The 24,275-nt window shown below is 35.2% G+C and carries 17 protein-coding genes; 6 read left to right on the forward strand and 11 right to left on the reverse strand.

Going from position 1 to position 24,275, the window contains the following annotated elements; genetic code table 11:
• The 3 genes from Q1A01_RS10470 to Q1A01_RS10480 all read right to left on the reverse strand — a co-directional run.
• Positions 1 to 2,282, reverse strand: a 2,282-nt coding sequence (locus Q1A01_RS10470) for a S8 family serine peptidase (protein ID WP_299680036.1), incomplete at its 3' end; no start/stop codon positions are given.
• Between the two features lie 365 nt (positions 2,283 to 2,647).
• Positions 2,648 to 5,920 carry a S8 family serine peptidase gene (locus Q1A01_RS10475; RefSeq protein ID WP_299680039.1) on the reverse strand — a complete coding sequence of 1,091 codons (3,273 nt, stop codon included), beginning with the start codon at positions 5,918 to 5,920 and terminating at the stop codon, positions 2,648 to 2,650.
• A gap of 321 nt (positions 5,921 to 6,241) precedes the next feature.
• Positions 6,242 to 7,705, reverse strand: coding sequence for a spondin domain-containing protein (locus tag Q1A01_RS10480; RefSeq protein WP_299680042.1), 1,464 nt, complete (start codon positions 7,703 to 7,705; stop codon positions 6,242 to 6,244).
• A 480-nt stretch (positions 7,706 to 8,185) separates the two neighbouring features.
• On the opposite strand from Q1A01_RS10480, the gene Q1A01_RS10485 reads away from it, so the two are divergent.
• A complete protein-coding gene (locus tag Q1A01_RS10485) occupies positions 8,186 to 9,871 on the forward strand; it encodes an ABC transporter ATP-binding protein (protein ID WP_299680045.1) in 1,686 nt (561 codons plus the stop codon).
• 456 nt (positions 9,872 to 10,327) lie between these two features.
• Here Q1A01_RS10485 and Q1A01_RS10490 read toward each other — a convergent pair whose 3' ends face one another.
• The 6 genes from Q1A01_RS10490 to ricT all read right to left on the reverse strand — a co-directional run bounded on the left by Q1A01_RS10490 (position 10,328) and on the right by ricT (position 16,616).
• Positions 10,328 to 10,984, reverse strand: a complete 657-nt coding sequence (locus Q1A01_RS10490; RefSeq protein WP_299680048.1) for a hypothetical protein — start codon at positions 10,982 to 10,984, stop codon at positions 10,328 to 10,330.
• Positions 10,985 to 10,987: 3 nt separating this feature from the next.
• Positions 10,988 to 11,644, reverse strand: a complete 657-nt coding sequence (locus Q1A01_RS10495; RefSeq protein ID WP_299680051.1) for a CoA transferase subunit B — start codon at positions 11,642 to 11,644, stop codon at positions 10,988 to 10,990.
• A gap of 36 nt (positions 11,645 to 11,680) precedes the next feature.
• Positions 11,681 to 12,382, reverse strand: a complete 702-nt coding sequence (locus Q1A01_RS10500; protein ID WP_299680054.1) for a CoA transferase subunit A — start codon at positions 12,380 to 12,382, stop codon at positions 11,681 to 11,683.
• 115 nt (positions 12,383 to 12,497) lie between these two features.
• On the reverse strand, positions 12,498 to 14,828 hold the full coding sequence (locus tag Q1A01_RS10505) for a transglycosylase domain-containing protein (protein ID WP_299680057.1): 2,331 nt from the start codon (positions 14,826 to 14,828) through the stop codon (positions 12,498 to 12,500).
• 2 nt (positions 14,829 to 14,830) lie between these two features.
• Complete coding sequence (locus Q1A01_RS10510) at positions 14,831 to 15,316, reverse strand: gliding motility lipoprotein GldH (protein ID WP_299680060.1); 486 nt, start codon at positions 15,314 to 15,316, stop codon at positions 14,831 to 14,833.
• Positions 15,309 to 16,616 (reverse strand): regulatory iron-sulfur-containing complex subunit RicT, encoded by a 1,308-nt coding sequence (gene ricT, locus Q1A01_RS10515; RefSeq protein ID WP_299680063.1) that lies wholly within the window; start codon positions 16,614 to 16,616, stop codon positions 15,309 to 15,311. The genes Q1A01_RS10510 and ricT overlap by 8 nt, the downstream gene beginning before the upstream one ends.
• A gap of 193 nt (positions 16,617 to 16,809) precedes the next feature.
• Here ricT and Q1A01_RS10520 point away from each other — a divergent pair, with 193 nt between their 5' ends.
• Entirely contained in the window at positions 16,810 to 18,198 is a 1,389-nt protein-coding gene (locus Q1A01_RS10520) for a peptidoglycan DD-metalloendopeptidase family protein (protein ID WP_299680066.1), read from the forward strand.
• Positions 18,199 to 18,232: 34 nt separating this feature from the next.
• On the opposite strand, the gene Q1A01_RS10525 is transcribed toward Q1A01_RS10520, so the two are convergent.
• Positions 18,233 to 19,270, reverse strand: a complete 1,038-nt coding sequence (locus tag Q1A01_RS10525; RefSeq protein WP_299680068.1) for a rhodanese-related sulfurtransferase — start codon at positions 19,268 to 19,270, stop codon at positions 18,233 to 18,235.
• A gap of 433 nt (positions 19,271 to 19,703) precedes the next feature.
• Between Q1A01_RS10525 and recA the strand changes: the two genes are divergently transcribed.
• The 4 genes from recA to Q1A01_RS10545 all read left to right on the forward strand — a co-directional run bounded on the left by recA (position 19,704) and on the right by Q1A01_RS10545 (position 23,379).
• Complete coding sequence (gene recA, locus Q1A01_RS10530) at positions 19,704 to 20,717, forward strand: recombinase RecA (protein ID WP_299680071.1); 1,014 nt, start codon at positions 19,704 to 19,706, stop codon at positions 20,715 to 20,717.
• A gap of 99 nt (positions 20,718 to 20,816) precedes the next feature.
• On the forward strand, positions 20,817 to 21,230 hold the full coding sequence (locus Q1A01_RS10535) for a hypothetical protein (protein WP_299680074.1): 414 nt from the start codon (positions 20,817 to 20,819) through the stop codon (positions 21,228 to 21,230).
• A 29-nt stretch (positions 21,231 to 21,259) separates the two neighbouring features.
• Positions 21,260 to 21,808, forward strand: a complete 549-nt coding sequence (locus tag Q1A01_RS10540; protein ID WP_299680077.1) for an RNA polymerase sigma factor — start codon at positions 21,260 to 21,262, stop codon at positions 21,806 to 21,808.
• Positions 21,805 to 23,379: an outer membrane beta-barrel protein gene (locus Q1A01_RS10545; protein WP_299680080.1), complete on the forward strand. Its 1,575-nt coding sequence runs from the start codon at positions 21,805 to 21,807 to the stop codon at positions 23,377 to 23,379. Before Q1A01_RS10540 ends, Q1A01_RS10545 begins: the two co-directional genes overlap by 4 nt.
• Positions 23,380 to 23,485: 106 nt before the next feature.
• Here Q1A01_RS10545 and Q1A01_RS10550 read toward each other — a convergent pair whose 3' ends face one another.
• Positions 23,486 to 24,232: a lysophospholipid acyltransferase family protein gene (locus Q1A01_RS10550; RefSeq protein WP_299680083.1), complete on the reverse strand. Its 747-nt coding sequence runs from the start codon at positions 24,230 to 24,232 to the stop codon at positions 23,486 to 23,488.
• Positions 24,233 to 24,275 lie beyond the last annotated feature (43 nt).

The following is a 24,275-nucleotide window of genomic DNA, read 5'->3' on the forward strand; positions in this document are numbered from 1 at the left end:
GTTACACCTACATTATCAGTAGAAGCGTTCCAAGAAAGTGCAACAGAGCTAGTTGTTACTCCAGTTACAGCAAGATTTGTTGGAACAGACGGAGCTTGTGTGTCTCCAGCTTGAGCACCTTCAATACCAAATCCATCAATAGCAATATCTCCTTGCCATGAAGTGTTTGTCGTTCCTCTAAGACGAAGTTGTACTGTATTACCACTATAAGCTGCTAAATTTACATTAGCTTCTAACCAGTTAGCACCTTGATCACCAGCTTGCGACCATATTTCAGTCCAAGTATTTTCTCCATCTAATCTAGCTTCAAGTCTAATAGTTCCTACTGAATTACCCGTCATTTGATAATGGAAGTTAGCCGTAGGGGCATTTACACCAGTAAGGTTGAAACACGGAGAGTTAAGAATTGTTGTTTTTCCTCCAAAATTAGGATCAGAAGCTTCTACATATATATAATGAGTTCCTTCAAATGCTCCAGAAGGTCCTGTACTGTTTGAAGGTGTTCCTCCTGTTCTTAATGCCCAATCAAAATCATTTCCAGCATCTTGAGTCCAATTTCCTAAGGTATTTTCAAAACCTTGACTATATGGAAAACTTGAAATAGTCGTATTACAAGTTATTGGAGGAGGAGGAGTAGCTGTTCCAGTTCCAGTTACTATTAAAGTAAAGGCTTGGTTTCCTCCAGAAAGAGATCCTTTATGTGTTACAGTAATAGTGTAGGTTCCTGTTGCATTTGCGATATCTACACGCTCATAAGGATCTACAGTGTTATCACCTTTTCCATTTGTAGTAACACCTGTAAGTCTCCAAGGCGTAGATGTGGTTCCATTTTTCGTAACACGTATATCTAAGTCATTTACTAATCTAGACGTAGAAGAATTTGTTGCTGTAGTTGCAGTTCCTGGAAGATCTGTCCATGAAATAGAAGCTAAAAGAGGTCCTCCATTGGCATCTACTTGTATTTGATATGATCCTCCATTGGCAAGTGTTAATTCATCTACAATAGATGAAGTACCATTACTAGAAATTGTTTCTGCTGCTTTTTTAGCATTTAATAATCCCCAACCATAAATAGCATCAGGTCCTGTTGATCCTGCATCGTCTGCAGTATGGAGTGCTAATCCTTTAATGGTAGCAGCTCTTGCAAATGAACCATTTGTGTTATTATAATGTTCTTGAAGTAATAATAAAGATCCTGCTACATTAGGAGAAGCCATTGATGTTCCAGTAATAGAATTATATGCAGTATCACTATTTTGATATGTTGAATACACATTTGTTCCGTTACCTGTAATATCAGGTTTAATTCTATAATCATCAGTAGGTCCTTCACTACTACTACTGTTGATAGAAACACTTATTAAAGTTCCGTCTGAGGCAATATTTGCATCTTGTGCATTTGCTACAACAAGGTTGTTTTTTGAAGTAGAGTGCCCTGTTAGTTTGTCATAGGAAGAGTTGCCATCTAAAGGAGCTCCATTATAACTGTTTTGATTTCCATCATTACCAGCAGCAACAACCATAAGGTAATTTGGTGCATTGTACATTACCTCATCCCAATTACGAGATTCATCGATATAAGCTCCAAAATATTGATCAGGAACAAGATCTCCTCTAAAACCATAAGAATGATTTGATATTAACATTCCGTTTGCAGCAGCAGTAGTAGCTTCAGCTACATCGTTATTCCACATATACCCATCTACTTTAGTATATGGTGCCATTCCTTTAGCATCAGCCTGTACTCCTGAAGCCATAATAGTTCCAGATACGTGTGCTGCGTGAAAATTTAATTGTGTACCTCCTTCAGAAGCAATATCTCGTATTGTTAAACGATTATTTCCTCCTGGACCATCGTATTCTTGATGTGTTACACGGCCATGACCTCCATCCCAAACGTGAGCAGTCATATTTTGCCCCATTAGATTAAGTCCTAATGAGCCTCCTGTATTTAAATGATTGGTACGTGTAGATCTCGCAGCATCTACATTAAAAGTTCGGAAGTAGATTGGAGTACCATCCGGTAAGACGCGTTGTAATTCTGCAAAACCTCCATCATCTAGTGTTACTTTTAAAGCCAATCCTCGCTGTGCAGCTTGCTGTTGTGCTAGTTGTTTTTGTTGTTGATTGATTTGGGAAAATTTTTGCTCTAACTGTAAGAGTCGAGATTGATTGTAGTCTTTAGTGATTTCCTGAATCTGTGTAGAGGTTTGTGCAAAAACCTGCATTGATCCAAAAAGCACTGCTAAAAGGAAAAATCCTTTTAAATACATTTTTTTCATGATTTGTTTAATTTTGGTTAGTGTTTTTATGTTAATTCATGGGAAAGAATTAAACATTTTCGCAAAAAAAAGGAATTATTGACAACTGCTAAAACTTTTTCGATGAAATACATAAAAAAGATAAAGAATTATCAAAAAAAATAAGAGTTTTGCCAAAAACTTAAACAAAAAAGGAATTTTTGAACAATTTATGAGCTAATTATTGAGGATATTGCAATTTTTAAAACTGTGTTTTGATCATTATAAAATGAAAAAAGTATAAGTTCATTAGCTGAATAATTTGTCCATATATATACAAAAAACCCGATGCAAATAGCATCGGGTTTTTATACACTAAATTAAGAGTGTGTGTTCAAGTAGTAGTATTACTTTTTAACAAATCGCTTGGTATGCGTTTCAATACCTGTAGCAACTTCTATAATATACATCCCAGCTTTAAGTTCAGACACATCTAATGTGTTATTAAATGACCCTGATTTTACAATTTGACCTAGCATATTATAGATTGTGTATTTTTCTACATCTGCTCCTACAACTTGAATTGAAAGTTGTCCTCTTGTTACTGGATTAGGGAATACAGTAAAGTCAAATGATTCTTCAATTGATATGTTTTCTTCTGTTGTTGCAGAAGTCAAAATCTGTTCTCCATAAGAATTTGTTACGTTCGTAGCACTTGAATCAAGAGAAATATTATCAATAGCGACATCTGATTGCCAAGTTCCTCCAGTGATACGATTAAATCTAAGTTGGATTCCTAGACCAGCGTATGAAGATAAATCTAGTGATACAGTATTCCATTGGTTGCCTTGATTTCCAGTTTGTGTCCATATAGCCGTCCAATTAGCACCATCATCATCGCTAATCTCTAAGGCAATACTTCCTCCATTAGAAGACCCATACATGTGATAATCAAAAGAGAAATTGATTGTAGAAGACCCTGTTAAGTCAAGACACGGAGAATTGATAATTGCTTGTTTATTTGGAAATCCAGTTCCGTTACCTGATGCTTCTACATACATATAGTAAGCTCCTTCAGACGCACCTGATGGACCTGTACTTCTTGAAGGTGTTCCGTTTGCATCTCTAGTCCAATTAATATCATCATTAGTAGATTGAGTCCATAAACCAATACTTGTTTCAAATCCTTCTGCGTAAGGAATAGCTTCTCCTCCTACACATCCAGTAGGTATTCCACCAGCTGTGGTTATAGTAAGTGTATTACTTAATGTAGAAGCATTACCTGCTGCATCTTTTGCACGAACCTGAAAATCATAAGTAGTATCAAGAACAAGACCTTGTATTTGTGATGATGTTCCAACGGCAGTTGTAGAAATTAATCCGTCTACATATATATCATATTCAGTCACTCCTACGTTATCTGTAGAAGCATCCCAAGACAAATCAACTGTAGTCTCTGTTATGTTTGATGCTATCAAATTAATAGGAGTAGAAGGTGCTACCGTATCTACAAATGCTCCTTCAGCAATTTTTAGGTCATCTATAGCAATATCACCTTGCCATGAGTTTCCTGACGTTCCATTAAATCTCAATGTAAGAGTACCTCCTGTATAAGCATCTAAGTTTACGATAGCATTTTGCCAGCTAGCTCCTTGATCTCCTGATTTTGACCATATTTCTGTCCAAGAAATCCCACTATTAGTACTTGCTTCTAAACGAATAGTACCTACTGCGTTTCCTGTCATTTGGTATTGAAAGGTAGCATGTGCTTCTGTCATTCCCATAAAGTCAAAACAAGGAGAGTTTAAGATAGCTACTTTTGCAGGGTTATTAGGATTTGAAGTCTCCATATAAATATAATGAGACCCTTCTATAGCTCCTGAAGGCCCTGTACTATCAGAAGGAGTAGTTCCGCTATTTATTGTCCAGTTAAAATCATCATTAGTATCTTGAGACCATTGTCCAAGAGTGTTGTTAAATCCTTGACTATAAGGGAAAGCAGTTACTTCTGCTACACAGCTATTATCTGGCTCTACTGGTGTATCTATTACAGTTATAATAAGTGAGTAATTTTGACTTCCAGAAAATAAAGTTCCTTTATGAGATACAGTAACTGTATATGTTCCATCTGCATCAGCAACATCTACACGCTCATATGGATCCACAAGATTATCTTCTTTTGCATTTGAGTCCACGCCTGTTAATCTCCATGGCATGAAGGTATCTGCATCTTTAGTAATACGTAAGTCAAGGTCATTAATAAGTACTGGTGTAGGATCATTTGTTCCTGTTACAGGAGTTCCTGGAGCATCTGTCCAAGAGATAGATGCTTGTAAAATTTTACCAGCTGGTACAGTAACTTGTGTTTGGTATGAAGCACCATCTGTTAATGTACGCTCATCGATTGTACTTGTTGTTCCATTGGCAGTAATTGTTTCTGCCATTCTTTTTGCATTTAATAATCCCCATCCGAAGATAGCATCAGGACCAATTGCTCCAGCATCATCAGCAGTGTGTAATGCAAGACCTTTTAGTGTGGCAGCTTTCGCGAAAGCGCCATTAACATCATTGTAATGTTGTTGTAATAATAATAATGATCCCATTACATTTGGAGAAGCCATAGACGTTCCAGTGATAGAGTTATAAGCAGTATCACTATTTTGGTATGTAGAATATACTTCTGTTCCATTACCTGCAATATCCGGCTTAATACGGAAGTCATCGGTAGGACCTTCACTACTTCCACTATTTATATTTACACTTATTAAAGACCCATCGGCTGCTATAGTAGCATCTTGAGCATTTGCAACAACTAGATTGTTTTTTGTAATTGCTTTTCCAGTAAGTTTATCATATGCAGCATTTCCACCAAGTGGAGCACCATTATATGTATTTATATTTCCTTCATTACCAGCAGCAGCAACCATAAGATAAAATGGTGCGTTATACATAATTTCATCCCAACTTTGAGATTCACTAGAATACGATCCAAACCACTGGTCTGGTATACTAGTTCCTAGTAATCCATACGAATGATTAGAGATAAGCATTCCATTTGCAGCAGCATTAGTTGCTTCAGCAACATCATCATTCCAACGGTATCCGTTAACTTTTGCATGAGGAGCCATTCCTTGTGCATTTGCTTGAACACCAGAAGCCATTACTGTTCCTGTTACGTGAGCAGCATGAAAGTTAAGTTGAATACCTTCACTAGCTTCGTCTTGTACCGTATAACGATTTGTTCCTCCTGCACCATCATACTCTTGGTGAGATGCTCTTGCGTGACCACCATCCCATACATATGCGGTCATATTTTGCCCCATTAGATTTAATCCTAATGAACCACCAGCATTAATGTGTGTTGTTCTAGTAGAAATAGCAGCGTCTGCATTAAAAGTGCTATAGTAAATAGGCGTTCCGTCAGGAAGTATACGCTGTAACTCTGCAATTCCTCCGTTGTCTAAATTGATTTGAGTAGGGATTCCTTTCTGAGTCGCTTGCTGCTTTGCAAACTGGCGTTGTTGAGCGTTTACTTGTGAAAACTGCTGTTCTAATTGAGCTAGTCTTTCCTGATTGTTTTCTTTGGTGATTTGCGAGATTTGGCTTGGCGTTTGTGCATATACTTGTGTTGCGCATAATGCCAATCCTAGAGATAATCCTCTTAGGTAGTTTTTTTTCATGATTGTTGTTTATGGTTCGGGGTAAGTAACTACAATACAATTGTTTTACTTCGGCGGCGAAAGTCATTCAAAAAAACAGAAAGAAAAAAATTTTTCGACAAAATGCACAAAAAAATCTTTTACCTGTAAATAGTGGTGAATTTTTATCGATGAAAGACACAATTTTAACATTTGAAATTGTGTGTTTTGATGAAAACCAACAACTTAAATTGAGGGATTCCCTCAAAAAGAGAAGAATATCTCATAAAAAAGAAGAGCTGTAATCTAAAATTACAGCCCTTCAACAAAAACAAACCAATCAATTATGAACACTTTATATTTTTAGTTTCTTGGTCGAATCTCAACAGTTACAAGATTATAACCTCCTCGGCCATCACCTATAGCAACAACTCCTGGACCGCTGTTATATACTCCTTTACCATATTGTACATCTTCAAGATTGCTTACACGACGTATCGTTGTGTTAGCGTCTGGGGCTCCTGTATTAGGACCTACTTGTCTAGGTGCTTGATCTACACCAAAGCCTACAGCCTGATCTATTTCTGTTCCAGCATCATATAAGTATGATTTTGTAGTAGCTCCAAATCCTGAGTACGGAGTTTCTCCATCTTCTCCAAATAATGGAAACCCTTCATTGTTATATGCAATAAACCAGTCGTTAGTATTTACTAACATGGTTCCATATCCAAATTTATACGCAGCGCCTACAGGAACCGTTAACTCGAAAGTTAAACTCTCTCCAGGACGTACATTTGCACTTTCATTATTTGCAACAGCCGTTACACCTTCTAATGTATTTAGGTAGGCTACAGCTACAGTTCTATTTCCATCTTCAGCGATTTCTTCTACACCACTATTGGGGTTTAAAACACTTCCTTGAGAGAACCAAGGATCACTATCTTGAGTAAATGCATATGCTACACCACCAGAAAGCACACTATAGGTAGATGTTAAACGAATAGGATCTCCATTAGGTCCTTCTTCATGAAACCAGTTATTTAATGTAGTTGGCATTCCATCTTCAGCAATAGCTTCAAGACCAACACCTCTATCTTCTTCTCCTAATGTAAATAATGGATTTTCTAATGCGTGTAATACAGTAATACCAGGTGTTACTACAAATCCATTTTGTGAGCTAGGCGCTTGATCAGGATCTGGAGTCATAATAGCAGTTATTGTAAAAGTAAATATCCCTGCACTGTTTGCTGTTCCAGCTTCATAATCAAGCACAGCTGTGATATATGTGTCTCCACGAAGACCACCTCTGTCTACAATACGTGTTGCTGTATTTGGATCTTCAGGGCCTACATTTGCTCCTGCTGGCGGAAAAAACTCTGGAAGATTATCTGCTTCTGTTCCTGCATCAAATAAGATCAGTTCACTAGCAATATCTCCTGTAAGCGGAGCGCCGTTTTGCCATAAATCAATTCCTCCAAAATCTTCGGGTGCTAAAAACCAATCATTACTATTACCCATCATAGTTACAGGACTGAATTTTGTACCTGGTACTGCTTGGAAAGAAATTTGATATTGATCTCCATTTTGAGTAAGAGGTCCCGTGGTAGGAGCATCACCATCTCTTAAACGTTCTGAAAATGGTACTGCTTCAAAATAATTTGCAGCGTTTGTTACGGTAATATCAAAAGTAACTAAGTTTGCTTCTTCCTGCTGTTCTTCTTGTTGTTGTTCCTCTTGTTGTTCTTCAACGAATATATCGTTGTCATCAGACTCACATGCTGCGAGTATCGTTAATAAGGCAAATGCCGATAAAATTGTCTTTTTCATTTCTAATTTTTTTCTATTGTTTTTTTCTAATTCAAGTTTTTGATAATCGAGTTGTAATCGTGTTCGATTATTTTGATACTGCAATATTATGGCAAGAAAATGCTTGCTTCTAAAACAAACTAAATGAAGAGGAAAAACTGTGTTTAAAGCGGAATCACTAGAAAAACAAAAAAATAAATGAGGGTTAAAAAGGAAAAAAAAAGCATTAAAAAGGAAATATCTATATTTCTTATGAGCTATAATTTTTTCTTATGGTAATTATGCAGTACGAAAAGTAATTCTTATGGTGAAAACTATTTTTTTAAAGAATTTTAGTGTGAAAATTACGCTTTCGCGAAAGCATATACAGGGATATGGATTGTTTTATGCTTAAAAAAGATACTATTGTCTTAAGATATGTGAGATATTTTTTAAAAATAAAGAAAGCGGAACTGTTTTTATCGACAGAATACCATAAATTAATGTGTAATTTTGAAGTATATGGATCAGGAAACACTACTTTCTATTAAGAACCTTTCAATATCATTTCCTCAAGGAAAAAAGATAGAAGAAATTATACATCAAATATCTTTTGAGTTATATAAGAATGAGATCCTAGCTGTTGTAGGAGAATCAGGATCTGGAAAATCTATTACAACACTTGCTACTTTAGGGTTATTAGATAAGAAAGCCATTGTAAAAGGAGCAATTCATTTTAAAGATCAAGAATTACTCTCCTTTTCGGAACCTGATTATAGAAATATACGTGGGCGTGTTATCTCTATGATTTTTCAGGAACCTATGAGCTCTTTAAATCCATCACTTACTTGTGGTTATCAGGTAGTAGAAATTTTAAAACAGCATACCTCACTTTCTAATAAAGAAGCAAAAGAGAAGACATTATTGCTTTTTGAAAAAGTAAAACTACCAGAACCCGAAGCTTTGTTTAATGCATATCCACATCAAATAAGTGGAGGGCAAAAACAACGTGTTATGATTGCAATGGCTATTGCTTGTAATCCAGAAATTCTTATCGCTGATGAACCAACAACGGCTTTAGATGTTACGGTTCAAAAAGAAATCATACAACTTCTGAAAGATATTCAGAAAGAAACAGGAATGAGTATTATTTTTATTTCACATGATTTATCGCTGGTAAAAGAGATTGCAGATCGGGTTCTTGTGATGTATAAAGGAGATATTGTAGAAGAAGCTCCAGCTGAAATACTTTTTAGATCTCCTCAAAATACTTACACTAAAGCATTACTAAACGCGAGACCCTCTCTTGAAAATAGACTTGTTACGTTACCTACTATTAAAGACTATTTATCAGATACCTTACAAACAGAAATTGAAATTCCAGAAGAGCGTATACAACGATTAAAAGAATTATATGACACAAAACCTCTTTTAGAAGTACATAATGTGGCCAAAACATATATATCCAAAACAGGTTTATTTGGAACCTCTAGAATTGTAAAAGCAGTAGATGATGTTTCTTTTTCTCTTTATGAAGGAGAAACATTAGGACTTGTAGGGGAATCAGGTTGTGGGAAATCAACATTGGGAAATGCTATTTTACAATTAGATAGAGCTTCTGAAGGTGCCATACTATATAAAGGAGAAGATATAACTCATCTTAGAGGTAAAGCATTAAGAGCATTGCGTAAAGAGATACAAATTATATTTCAAGATCCATATGCTTCATTAAATCCTAGACTTACCGTAGGACAAGCTATTATAGAACCTATGGAAGTTCATAAACTTTTTTCAAGTAAAGAAGCTCGTAAAGAAAAAGCGCTAGCTATTATGAAGAGAGTAGGTCTAGATAGTTCTCATTTTAATCGATATCCTCATGAATTTAGTGGGGGGCAACGGCAACGTATAGGAATTGCACGTACTATAGCAGTACAACCTAAGTTAATTATCTGTGATGAGTCTGTGAGTGCATTAGATATTTCGGTACAAGCACAAGTGTTAAATCTACTTAACGAACTTAAACAAGATTTTAAGTTTACCTATATATTTATTTCACATGATTTAGCTGTGGTTAAATATATGGCAGATCAGCTTGTGGTTATGAATAAAGGGAAAATAGAGGAGATAGGCGAGGCAGACCATATTTATAAAAATCCTCAGAAACCATATACTAAGAATCTTATTGATGCTATACCTAAGGGAGCTTAAATCATAAAAAGGAATACCTTTTTGGCTAGATATAAGCAGTTAACCATAAATGTAAATGCTTCTTTAATACTGTTAAAAAAAGATTTAAGCGGTTGTAAAGAGTACTTTTTTGGCATGTTAGTTAATTTAGGGATAAAACAAAATCCGCAGGGCTCCCCCTGCGGATTTCTAACAAATCATAACATTAAACACTCGTGTGAGTTTTAAAGCTATATGGTTGTGATAAAGTCTAGTTGGTCATTAATCTGATTTTTCATACACTTTATCGGTATCAATTATTGTATTTGGGGACTGCTAAAGTAGTATAATTTTTCACTTGTGCAAACTTTATTCTTAAATTTTTCATTTAAATGTTAAAGTTTTGTGTATTTCATCGATTTTAATGAGTTTTTAATCGTTGAAATCTAATTTTTCAAAAAAAATGCTTGTAGAAAATAGTGATTTCTAAAGATAAAGTTATTTGAAAATTTGTGAAATTCTTCCTTTTTTTCTTTTTCCGTGTTTTCGTACATCACAAACATCAGCGACTTTGTAATAAGATCTGCCATAATTAGAACGCTTATCTTCTTGAAGACGCTTTGCTACTTGATTTGTCATTCTAATAACAAATTCTTCTTCTTTATTGGGGAAAGAAAGATCACGGCCAATATGATCTAATTTTTTTCCTCTAGGGGAGTGATCTTTTTTACGTTTAAGATATTCTTCTGTCTCGTAGAGTTCGTTATAGCAGTGTATTAATTCATGGGCTAATACTGCCATAGGAGAATTATATCCTTTGTTTTTAGTAAACCACTTTTTTTTATGATTTTTTCTAAATACTACGCCATGTGTATCGTAAAAGCCTACAGTATTATTTGCAGGGCTATAAAAGTTTTTACCTTCAGAGTAGATAAGCTTAATATCATTTTCAGTGTCAGCGATTAGGATATCAATAATATCTACAGTTTCCATTACGCCATCATCTTCATAGGTAATTGTAAGTGCATTTGTTTTATGAAGATGATCTAATGCTTTATAACTATTTCGTAAGAATCTATCAGAAATAGCATTGTAATTACGATCCTCTCTATATATATATCGATGCGGATTGTTTTGAAGATCGTAAATAGTCATAGATTACAAATTCATTTCTGGAACATTTTCAGGAATTGTTAGTTTTCCTTCGGTGGCATTTTTTATATCTTCTATAGAAACACCAGGGGCTCTTTCTAAAAGGACAAATCCGTTTGAAGTGACTTCTAGTACTGCTAAGTTGGTTACAATCTTTTTTACACAACCTACACCAGTAAGCGGCAAACTACATGTAGGTAATAGTTTAGATTTTCCTGCTTTATTTGTATGCATCATAGCAACAATAATGTTTTCTGCACTAGCCACTAAATCCATGGCTCCTCCCATTCCTTTCACCATTTTACCAGGTATTTTCCAGTTTGCGATATCTCCATTATCGGCCACTTCCATAGCACCTAAAATAGTGAGGTCTACATGTTTTCCGCGAATCATACTAAAACTTGTAGCACTATCAAAAAAACTAGCACCAGGTAAGGTGGTTATGGTTTGTTTTCCTGCATTAATGATATCTGCATCTTCTTCTCCTTCAAAAGGAAAGGGACCCATACCTAATACGCCGTTTTCACTTTGAAATTCTACTTCTATATCATTACGTACATAATTTGCCACCAGTGTTGGGATACCAATACCTAAGTTTACGTAATATCCATTTTTTACTTCTTGAGCAATGCGTTGTGCGATTTGGTTTTTATCTAATGCCATATGTACAATGAGTTAATGGTATAATCAATTACTATATTATTGTTTTTGTCTTACGGTTCTTTGCTCAATTCGTTTTTCATAATGTTCTCCTTGAAAAATACGTTGTACAAAGATGCCTGGAATATGAATTTGATTTGGATCTAATGTTCCTACAGGCACAAGTTCTTCCACTTCTGCTACAGTAATTTTGGCACTACCACACATATTAGGGTTAAAGTTACGGGCAGTTCCTTTAAAGATAAGATTTCCAGCAGCATCTCCTTTCCATGCTTTTACAAAAGCAAAATCGGCATCAAAGGCATATTCTAATACATGCATTTTACCATTAAATTCTCGTGTTTCTTTTCCTTCGGCTACTTCAGTACCATAGCCGGCAGGTGTATAAAACGCAGGAAAGCCACCTTGTGCGGCTCTACAGCGTTCTGCAAGTGTACCTTGAGGAATGAGCTCTACATCTAGTTCTCCACTAAGCATCTGTCGTTCAAACTCAGCATTTTCTCCTACATAGGAAGAAATCATCTTTTTTATTTGGTGTTTTTGGAGTAATAAACCCAGTCCAAAATCATCTACACCGGCATTATTAGAGATACAGGTAAGTTCATTTACATTAAGGCGTACCAGTTCGGCAATGGCATTTTCAGGAATGCCACTTAATCCAAATCCTCCTAACATCATCGTCATTCCATTTTTTACACCTTCTAAGGCATTTTGGACGCCGTTAACTTTCTTTGTGATCATCGTTATCTAATTTGAAATAAAAATACGAAAATTAGGCATGAGTACACTTTCGCGAAAGCATAAAAAACCCCATCAAAAATGACAGGGCTATTTTTCTTCTTATAAAAAGAGTGTTTTAGAAATCCAATTCTTCAAAACCTCCTTCGTCTGTATTTTCAGATTTATATTTTTCACAGTCTACTTCGATAGATAGATCTTTAGGTTTTGTAAAGCTTCCGTCAGAGATTCCTAAGTCTTTGTTACTATATACATCTTTCATATAGAGTCCCCAAATAGGAAGTGCCATGGTTGCTCCTTGACCATATCGTGTAGTTCTAAAGTGCGTTGCTCTATCATCTCCACCTACCCAGACACCTGTCACTAGATTAGGAACAATACCCATAAACCAACCATCACTTTGATTCTGTGTGGTTCCTGTTTTTCCTGCAATAGGGTTTGTAAAAGAATAAGGGTGACCCGTCATTACCTCTTTATAATCGGCACGATTTGATTTTCCAGTACGTAATCTTCGTCCTGATCCAGATTGTGTAACTCCTTCCATTAATTTTAGCGTTACATAGGCTGCTTCTTCACTTAATACGTCTTTTGTTTCTGGAACGTGTTGATATAAAATAGTGCCATTTTTATCTTGAATGGTGCTTACTATCTGTGGTTGTATATATACACCTTGATTTGCAAAAGCACTATAGGCAGATACCATTTCATATAAACTTAAATCTGCTGTTCCTAATGCGATAGATGGAACAGGAGGAATATTACGTACGTCTACGCCTAATTTTTCTACAAGATCAATAACGGGTTGTGGTCCTACTTCATTCATCAACCTAGCAGAGATGGTATTTACAGATCCTGCAAGCGCATCTTTCATGGTCATCATACCGCCATATTTTCCATCAGAATTTTTAGGACACCACTCTTTGGTGTTTCCCATTTTTCCTTCAGCAATACAAAACAATGTATTTGGAAGTGTATCACATGGTGAAATATGTAATTGATCTACAGCAGTTGCATATAAGAAAGGCTTAAATGTAGACCCTACTTGACGCTTTCCTGTTTGTACATGGTCATATTGAAAATGTGACATATTAATACCTCCTACCCAAGCACGTACTTCACCAGTTTGCGGAACCATAGACATCATACCTGTACGTAAGAATTTTTTATAATAGCGTATGGAATCACGAGGTGTCATTATAGTATCAATATTTCCTTGCCACGAGAAAATAGACATGTCTGTTTTTATATCAAAAGATTTTCGAATGTCGTTTTCGCTCTTTCCTGCGGCCTTCATTTTGCGCCAACGCTCAGAGCTTTTCATAGCATTATTAAAAATAGTTTCTATTTCACTTTCTTCGATATCTCTAAAAGGGGCTGTTTTATTTTTTTTGTTTTGATGGTCAAACTCTGCTTGTAATCTAGGCATGTGTTTTTGAACAGCTGCTTCTGCTATGCGTTGCATTCTAGAATCAATAGTAGTTGTAATGGTTAATCCATCTCTATAAATATTATAGTATTCTAAGTTTCCATCTGCATCTTCTCCTTTAGGATTTTTTTCAATCCAATCTGCTAAGAATTTTTTTAGATTTTCTCTGAAATACGTTGCGATGCCATCTCTATGACCTTCTGGCGTAAACCTTACGACCATAGGTAATGCCTGCAATGAATCTTTTTCGGCGGTAGTGAGAAAACCATTTTTCTCCATTTGCTTAAACACCTGATTACGACGCTTTTTAGATTTTTCTCTTGAAATTTTACGATGTGGGTTATACTGCCTAGGATTTTTAAGCATGGCTACAAAAACAGCAGATTCTTCGATAGATAAATCACTTACATTTTTATTAAAATAAATACGAGAAGCAGAGCTTATTCCAATGGCATTAAATAAAAATCCTTGTTTGTTGAGATACATGGTTATGATCTCTTCTTTAGTATATTGACGTTCTAAGCGTGTAGCAATGACGTATTCTTTTACTTTTTGGATTAAACGTTCTACTGTAGACTTTGGAGGGTTTGAAAATAACAGTTTAGATAACTGCTGTGTTACGGTACTAGCTCCTCCATTTTGACCTAGATATGCAAAAGCTCTTGCGGTTCCTTTAAAATCAATGCCAGAATGATCAAAATAACGTTCGTCTTCTGTAGATACTAAGGCATCTACAAGATGTTGAGGAAGGTCTTCGTACTTAATAGGCGTACGATTTTCATTATAATATGTACCTAATTGTTTTCCATCTGCAGAGAGAATCTTGGTAGCAAGATTACTTTCTGGATTTTCTAATTCTTCAAACGTAGGGAGTTTTCCAAATACATTCCAACTTGCCAATAAGAACAATAAGACGACTGCTAAAAGTCCTCCAGCAAATAATCCCCAAAACCATTTCAGGATTTTTGTAAAATTATTTTGAGTGGTGGTAGCTTGCTTTTTTTTGATTTGCTTCTTTGCCATTGTTATTGATTTTGAGGGCGTTCTATACGCAATCCTACTTCTGTAATTCCTTCTAATCGTTCGTCTCCAGTGATGCTTCCGTTTTTACGTACGGCATGCTTTATGGAAAAATTATAGGTGCCGCTTTCGCGAAAGCGTACCCCTTCTTTATACCATAATTTATTTTCTTTTACGTCATTAAATCCAGTGCCTAACCATTTTCCTTCTGGAGTCGCCATAGGATACTCAAGGGTATCTGTGAGTTGTTTGCCATTAGGAAAATCCATTTTTGTGATCAGGAATAAATTACTGTACTTATACTCGTTGGTGTTTCGTAATGTAATAAATACATTATGTGGTGTTATACTATCTACGTCAGAAATCTCAAATTGGATCGATTCATTTATATTCCATCCATTAGTTACCGTTTGGTAATTGTCATATACCCGATTTGTATCACATGAGATCATAGTGATGACAAGAAGAATAACTATGCCTACTTTATGCATTGTTGTCTGGTTTCTTTTTAGATCTGTTACGTCTGTTATTAGAACGTTTGGCGTTTGGGTTTTGTTTTTGTGCTGGTTTGTTAGGGTCTTTCTTCTTTTGATTAGGCTTCTGACCTGCTTTTTTCTGATCTGGTTTTTTGTTGGTTGCGTTAGCTGTTGCGCGTTTTTTATTTCGGTTTCGATTGTTGCGACGTTTGTTAGTTGATTTTGGTTTGTCGAAACGCGTAAGACTATCTTGTCCTACAACGTTTCCAAAGTCTATTTTAGTGTCTTCAATGTGTTCTGAAGAGAATTCTTCAAGACTCGCAACAGGTTCTTTTGCTTTGTTTGACGTGATGATTTCATTGGCTTGAGCTGCGGTAAGCTTATGCCAATTCATCCATTCTCCTTCATATGCATACCACAAAAATCCTTGAAAAATATCTATTTTTTGACATACTGCGGTTCCTTTTTCTGTGTGTAATTTGACTTCTGTTTTTGGAAACTCTTTTAAAGCATCCATATAGGCGTCTAATTCATAGTTAAGGCAACATTTAAGTTTCCCACATTGACCTGCTAGTTTTTGTGGATTAAGGGATAGTTGTTGGTATCGAGCTGCTCCTGTGGTAACAGATCTAAAGTCTGTAAGCCAGGTAGAACAACATAACTCACGCCCACAAGACCCTATACCTCCTAATCTAGAAGCTTCTTGACGAAGACCAATTTGTCGCATCTCAATACGTGTTCTGAATTCCTGCGCAAACTCCTTAATAAGTTGTCTGAAATCTACACGATCTTCGGCAGTATAATAAAATGTAGCTTTTGAACCATCTCCTTGAAACTCGATATCAGAAATTTTCATTTGTAAATCTAGTCGGATAGCTATTTGTCGTGCTTTTACCTTCATAGGTTCTTCACGATCTCTAGCTTTTGTCCAAATATCAATATCTTTTTGAGTGGCTTTACGGTATATTTTTAAGGTGTCTTCTGTGTCTTGTTTTACTTTTTTGCGCTTCATTTGTACACGGACAAGTTCACCTGTAAGTGTAACCATTCCTATGTCATGTCCCGAAGCTGCCTGAGTAGCAACAATATCACCAATGCTTAATGTTGCATTTTCAGTGTTTTTATAATAGTTTTTACGTCCGTTTTTAAAACGTACCTCTATATAATTAAATGCTTCTTGACCTTCTGGAATTGTCATGTTGGAAAGCCAATCAAAAACAGTAAGTTTATTACATCCGTCCGTACCGCAGGTGCCATTATTTTTACAACCTTTTGGTTGTCCATCAGCTCCTGTTCCGCAATTTCCACACGCCATATAGTATATATCTTAAGGTAAAACACTTAAAAATCAATATATAATTAATATATTTATGTGTTTTACTCGTTATTATTATTTAGATTTGATAACTAGCTAAAGTTTAAAGATACCAATTTATTAAAGTTCTTTACTACTTGATTAGCATTTAGAAAAAAGTTACCGAACAAATTTAAGACTTAAAGTTCACCTTATGAAACTAATTCTACGTGTATCCTTTTTATTATGCATGTTTCTCGCATTTGGTATAAGTACTGCACAAACTGCTGGTGGAGAAAGAGTTTTTAATCCAGAAGGAATTAATTGTGTCTCTGAAGAAGAATATCAGGTATATCATAATGCAGTTGCTACAAATCAAGAATATCTTTCTCGAGAAGGATTACGCTTATATCAAGATAATGCAAGTCGTTCTGAACAACAAGTTTCATTTATATGGCCTGTAAAGCAAGCAGATGGTTTTGATTACAATAGTACTTGGGCAATTTCTGTATACTTTGATCATGACCAAACTACAGGCGGATTACAAGATTGGAATTGCGGTACACGTACCTATGATACTTCTAGCGGATACAATCATCAAGGAGTAGATATTTTCTTATGGCCATTTACTTGGAAACAAGTTGATGAAGAACAAACAGAGATCATTGCTGCATCTTCGGGTCAGATCATATACAAAAATGATGGAAGTTCTGATCAAAACTGTTCTTTTAATAATGATCAATGGAATGCTGTTTTTGTAGAGCATTCAGATGGTAGTATTGCATGGTATGGACATATGAAAAATGGAAGCCTTACTTCAAAAAATGTTGGTGATACTGTAACACAAGGAGAGTATTTAGGAATTGTTGCCAGTTCAGGAAACTCTACAGGACCTCATTTGCATTTTGAAGTGTATGATGAAAATAATAACTTGATAGATCCTTATGCAGGACCGTGTAATGATTTAAATGATACAAGCTGGTGGGCAGAACAAAAAGAATACCTTAACTCTGGCGTAAATGCAGCACTCACTCATACAGATCTTCCTAATTTCGGAACGTGTCCAGAAATAGAAGAAACTTTTGAGAGTAATCAATTTGACCCAGGAGATACCGTATGGTTTATAGGGTATTTTAAAGACCAAATTACAGGGACATCAGCTCTTAACGAAATATATGATCCTAATGGAGATTTGTTTTCAAGCTGGAATACAAATTTTAATGATGATTTTGTAGCCTCATGGTGGGCACAACAAATAACTATAAATGATCAAACAGGAACGTGGACCTACGTGGTTACGTATAATGGAGAAAGTGATACCCACACCTTTAATGTGGGACAACTTTCTGTAGAAGATGAAGTATTTGATGAACTTAAATTATTTCCAAACCCTACAAGTGGTATTGTTACTATAGGAGCTCCTGTTCCATTTAAACAAATCACGGTGAGAGATGCTGTAGGAAGAACAGTTCTTGAGTATCGTGATCTAAATAGAATTAGTGTAGAAATGAATTTTTCGTATTTAAGAACGGGGGTTTATTTTGTAACAGCAGAAGCACTAGATTCTGATGCACAAACATTAATAAGAGTTCTTAAAAAGTAATGCCATTTTAAAATTAAATGGTACAACAGAAAAACTAGGCTTTATTTTGAAACTTAAGTTTTTCTGAACGTCCTTTTTTAAATATTTTATTGCTATTTCCTTTGCCGCTACGAAGCCTTTTTTGTTCCTCATAAGACAAGTGTGTTATTTCTATACATTCTTGAGAACAGCAATTTTCCATTTGCGTAGCACAAGACTCACATTGTATAAATAAAAGATGACAAGCTTCATTAGCACAATTTACATGTGTATCAGAAGGATTACCACACTGGTGGCAATTTGAGATAATATCTTCAGAGATACGTTCCCCTCTTCTGTGATCAAACACAAAGTTTTTACCCTTAAATTTATTTTCAAGGTTTTGTTGCTCAATTTGTCGAGCATACTCTATGATACCACCTTCGAGTTGAAATACATTTTTGAATCCTTTATGCTTAAAATAAGCACTGGCTTTTTCACAACGTATACCTCCTGTGCAATACATCACAAGTTTTTTATCTTCTTTATGATCTTTTAAATCATCTTCTATAATATCTAACGAGTCTCTAAATGTGTCTACATCTGGTGTTACAGCATTTTTAAAATGACCAATCTCACTTTCGTAATGATTACGCATATCTACCAAAACCGTGTCTTGATCCTCTATAAGTTCGTTAAATGTTTGTGCGTCTACATGAATTCCTTTGTCGGTGACATCAAAAGAAGTATCATTAAGGCCATCTGCTACAATTTTATTACGCACTTTTACTTTGAGTTTTAGAAAAGATTTATTGTCCTGTTCTATAGCAATATTAAGACGTACATTATGTAGAAAATGAATACCGTCCAGAAACGTTTTGAATGTATTAAAGTTTGTTGCAGGCACCGAAAGTTGTGCATTAATACCTTCTTTAGCTACATAAATACGACCTAAGACGTTCATCTCGTCCCATGCTATAAATAAATGATTTCTAAAAAGTTCGGGATTACCGATGTGTGCATATTGGTAAAAAGAGAGTGTGAAACGCTCGTCTCCAGCCTCATCAATAAGAGCTGCTCTCTCTTTTGCACTTAATTTATTGTACAGTTGCATGCTATACCTTTTTAAGTTTAAAAGAATTAATTTTTTGCAAAAATAGACAATTTTAAAAAATGGAAGAGTTCCTACCACAAAAAATGCCCGGAGGTCGATCCTGCGGGCATTTTTTTGAACGGCTAATTCATTTGTTAGACTTATTTCTATTTGTGTTACAAGCACAGAAATAGGTTACTAACTAGCCACCTTCCAACTTTCGACAACGCATTAGCATCAAATAACGCGCCGCTTTAAGTTGGATTTTATAGTATTTAATTCGTTGTAAACTCATTTTTAATATTACTTCTCATGAAGTAGACTTCAAAAAAGAAAAGGGTTGCGTATTTTTTTTGTTAAAAATTTTTTTGCTTTCGCGAAAGCGTGCCTTGCCCCCTTCAAATAGAAACCCTACTTTTACTATCCAATTTTTAGAATTCAAAACAGAGAAGAAATGAGTAGTGATAAAGAAAAAGAAGCAAAACTAAAAGCATTACAACTTACCCTAGATAAACTTGATAAAACCTACGGAAAAGGAGCTGTAATGAAGATGGGAGATCAAGCTATTGTAGATGTAGATTCTATTCCTACAGGTTCTTTAGGGCTTGATGTTGCATTAGGAGTAGGTGGATACCCTCGAGGACGTATCATTGAAATATACGGCCCAGAATCTTCTGGAAAAACAACCTTAACACTACACGCTATTGCCGAAGCTCAAAAAGCAGGTGGGATTGCAGCCTTTATTGATGCAGAACATGCATTTGATCGTTTTTATGCAGAAAAATTGAATGTAGATATAGAAAACCTTATCATATCACAACCAGATAATGGAGAGCAAGCATTAGAAATTGCAGATAATCTAATACGTTCTGGAGCTATAGATATTATTGTAATAGATTCTGTTGCTGCTTTGACTCCTAAAAGTGAGATAGAAGGAGAGATGGGAGATTCTAAAATGGGATTACACGCTCGATTAATGTCACAAGCATTACGTAAACTTACAGGATCTATAAGCAAAACAAATTGTACCGTTATATTTATTAATCAATTACGTGAGAAAATAGGCGTTATGTTTGGTAATCCAGAAACTACTACTGGAGGAAATGCTTTAAAGTTTTATGCTTCTGTACGTTTAGATATAAGAAGATCTACTCAAATTAAAGATAGTAATGCAAATGTAAAGGGTAATAAAACCCGCGTTAAAGTTGTCAAAAACAAAGTAGCGCCTCCATTTAGAATGGCTGAGTTTGATATTATGTATGGAGAAGGAGTTTCTAAAGTAGGTGAGATTATAGATATAGGTGTTAATTATGAAATTGTCAAAAAGAGTGGTTCTTGGTTTAGTTATCAAGACACCAAACTGGGGCAAGGGCGAGATGCTGTAAAAGCATTACTATTGGATAACCCTGATTTAATGGAAGAATTAGAAACTAAAATTCACGAAGCCATTAAAGTTTCAAACGAATAGATATACTAAAAACCTCCTAATTTCAGGAGGTTTTTTTATGAGTAGACGCAACCTTTTAAACTATTTTGTATCTATAGTATATAATGTCCCCCGTTGTATATGAAAAAAGTAAGCATATTATCTATCTTTCTCTTACTACTTATAGGATGTAGTACAGACGATGCGCCCTTCTTCTTTTTTGAAGTGACGCCTGTAAACACAGTAAGTGACATACCAGAAGTTTTTGTTGTCGGTCAGACTGATACCATACAGGTTACCTATAGAAGACCTTCTACATGCCATGCATTTAATGGATTTGATATCACAAATGATGGAGAAGTAAGAGAGATTGCAGTAATTACAAAAGTAGTTCAAGGAAGAGCTACCTGTTCTGACTTAGAAAATGATTTAAGAACAGCTCCTCTGGTTATTACCCCAGAAGAAGCGGGACAATTAAATTTAAGTTTTTTTACAGGAAATAATGAAATAGGTGATCCTACATTTGTAACATTTAATGTGCCTATTATAGAATAAGATTAAGAAAACTAACCAATAAAGATATTTTGAGTTTAGAACGACTCATTGATAATTGTAAAAAGAAACATGCAAAAGCCCAAGAAGAGTTATACAAGCGTTATGCTAGTTCGCTTTTTTCGGTTTGCTTAAAGTATGCTTCTAGTTATGCAGATGCCGAAGACATACTGCAGGACACTTTTATAATCATTTTTGACAAAGTATCTCAATATAAAAACCAAGGCTCTTTTGAGGGTTGGTTAAAAAGAATAGCAATCAATACAGCACTACAGCGATACCGGAAAGCTGGAGTTCTGAATTTGATAAATGAAGAAAATGTTAGTGAAGTAGATGTAGAGGTAGAAGAAGAAAGTGTGCCTCTAGACTATTTACTTAGAATTATCCAAGAATTACCCGATAGATACAGAATGGTATTTAATCTGTATGTATTAGATGGATATTCACATAAAGAGATTTCTGATTTATTAGAAATTTCAGAGGGTACGTCTAAATCTAATTTAGCGCGTGCTCGCAAAATATTAAAGAATAAAATTGAGGTAAGTCAAGACTATACCTTAAATCAATCTCAAAACCAATGAAAGAGAAAAAGAATATAGATAGGCTTTTTCAGGAGAAATTTAAAGATTTTGAAGTACACCCGAGTGATCAGGTGTGGAAGAATATTGTTGCCGCAAAAAAGAAAAAAGAAGATCGTAAAATCATACCTATATGGTGGCGATTAGGAGGCGTAGCTGCAATAGCATTGATTCTTATCACAACAGGTATTGCCTTATGGAATAATACTTCAGAATTAAAAAACACAACACCTGAGCTTGTCCAATCTGATCAAAACACAAACACAGACGGAACTTCAGGTACCAATGCGTTATCTAATAAAGGTGATGTAACTAAAGATGATCTAACAACAGATCCATCGATTTCCAAAGAGACAGTATCTGGATTAGCTATCGAAAACGAAACAACTCCTAATACACCCTTTTCTGAAGATAAAACATTAAAAGGAGAAGATAATACGCTCTTTGGTGTAAGTGATACGCAAGGAGCTGTTGCCAGTCAAGAGAATGCAATTACTAGTGACCAAAAAAATAATAAAGAAAAATTAAATCCATCATATATAGATAATACAACTACAATACAGACAGAACAGTCTTCTACAGGTGATGTAACTACACTAAAGGAGAAACAGGAAAATATTCCACAAAAAAGATCAGATCTTATAAATCCTGATATCACCATAGATAATAGTGTAGATGATACAGCCGTGGCAGTTTCAGAAAAAACAACAGGTACAGATGCATCTCAAAATGAAACAGAAGGAACGGTAAAAGAAGAAACTGTAGAAGAGAATAAGAAATCTCTAGTTGATGAAGCAGCACGTATCGCAAAAGCTAACACAGAAGAAGATTTACAAGAAAAAGATGCTATTGCACGTAGATGGGATGTAGGTGCTGTAGCAGCACCCGTATATTATGGTGACTTTGGGGGTTCAGGAATTGATCCTCAATTTAAAGATAATAACAAAACCAGTGATTTAAATTTGAGTTATGGGGTACAAGTGAGTTATGCTGTTACTTCAAAATTTAAAGTACGTACAGGGGTAAGTAATGTTGATCTTAATTATAACACACAAGATATCTCATTTACACCTAGCAATAGCGCACGAACATTGAGAGGTGTTGATTTTTCTCAAAACGCTAGCTTTTTAGATATAACAGATCGAGTAAACCCATCAACTGCGTTAGCAAGCCCTACAGAAGATGGTTTGGGGCAAGGAGGGAATACGTTTTCTAATGGAGAGATTCAGCAAAATGTTGGGTATATAGAAATCCCTTTAGAGGCTATTTATGTACTTTCAGATAAACGATTAGGAGTAGAGCTTATAGGGGGTCTAAGTACTTTAGTACTCAATAATAATGAAGTATTCTTAGAGTCAAATGGCTTACGAACTAGTTTAGGAACTTCAAATGCATTAAATGATATAAGTTTTACTACAAACTTAGGATTAGGTCTTAATTATAAAGTAACAGAAAAAGTAAAAATAAATATAGAACCATCATTAAAATATCAGCTCAATGCTTACAGTAATTCTGTAGGTGAATTTAAGCCATATTATGTTGGATTATATACAGGAGTGAATTATCGCTTCTAAAAAAGAACACTTGCCGTTAGGTTAGTTTTTTAGTTGGTTAGGTTAGTTGTTGCAAAACAATGCAATAATTACAAAAGGCGTCGCTGGTTACGGCGCCTTTCCTTTTTTATACTTTTTGATCTTCTAGTAATAATGCATTTAATATAACAGTGCGTGTTTGTTCTCTTAATTCTTTTTTTTGATCCTGAGCCATTCCCTTTGTAGGAATAAAAGAAAATACTTTTGCTCTCATTTTTCCAGGGCCTCCTTCATAAAATTGATATGGAAAAAGCTTTTTGTTATCATAAAAAACCATAGGTACAATGGCTATTTGATGATCTATAGCAAGTCGAAATGCACCATCTTTAAAGCTGTCTAATACAATAGAAGTATCATTGGGTACACCTCCCTCAGGAAAAATACAGATACTTAGACCTTGTTGTAGTCTTTTTTGCGCTTGATCAAATACAGCCTTACGACTTCTCGCATTTCCTCGATCTACAAGAATACAAGTGCGCTTATAAAAGAATCCAAATAAAGGAATTTTAGCCAGTTCTGCTTTTCCTACAAATACAAAAGGATTTTTTGACAGATGTAACATTAACATAATATCAAGCATCGATGCATGATTAGAAACTAACATATAGCTTTCTCCCTTTGTCAAGGTTTGCTCTCTGACAATACTAGGATAAAACCCCATTCCTAACATGATACCTCTTGCCCATATCTGAGCCAGTCTAAAAAATAAAGGATACCAAGATTCCTTTAAGATACTTATAATAAGTATAGGAAATAATAGAAGTATAATAACGAGCATAAGGAGATAAAACCATATCCTCCAAAACGCCATTCCGATTTTTCTAAAAAAATTCATTAGTTCAAAAATAGGTAAAAGGTAGTTGCCTATACCTAGAAAA

Origin of the sequence: uncultured Dokdonia sp. (assembly GCF_947492815.1) — a bacterium.
Classification (GTDB): Bacteria; Bacteroidota; Bacteroidia; order Flavobacteriales; family Flavobacteriaceae; genus Dokdonia.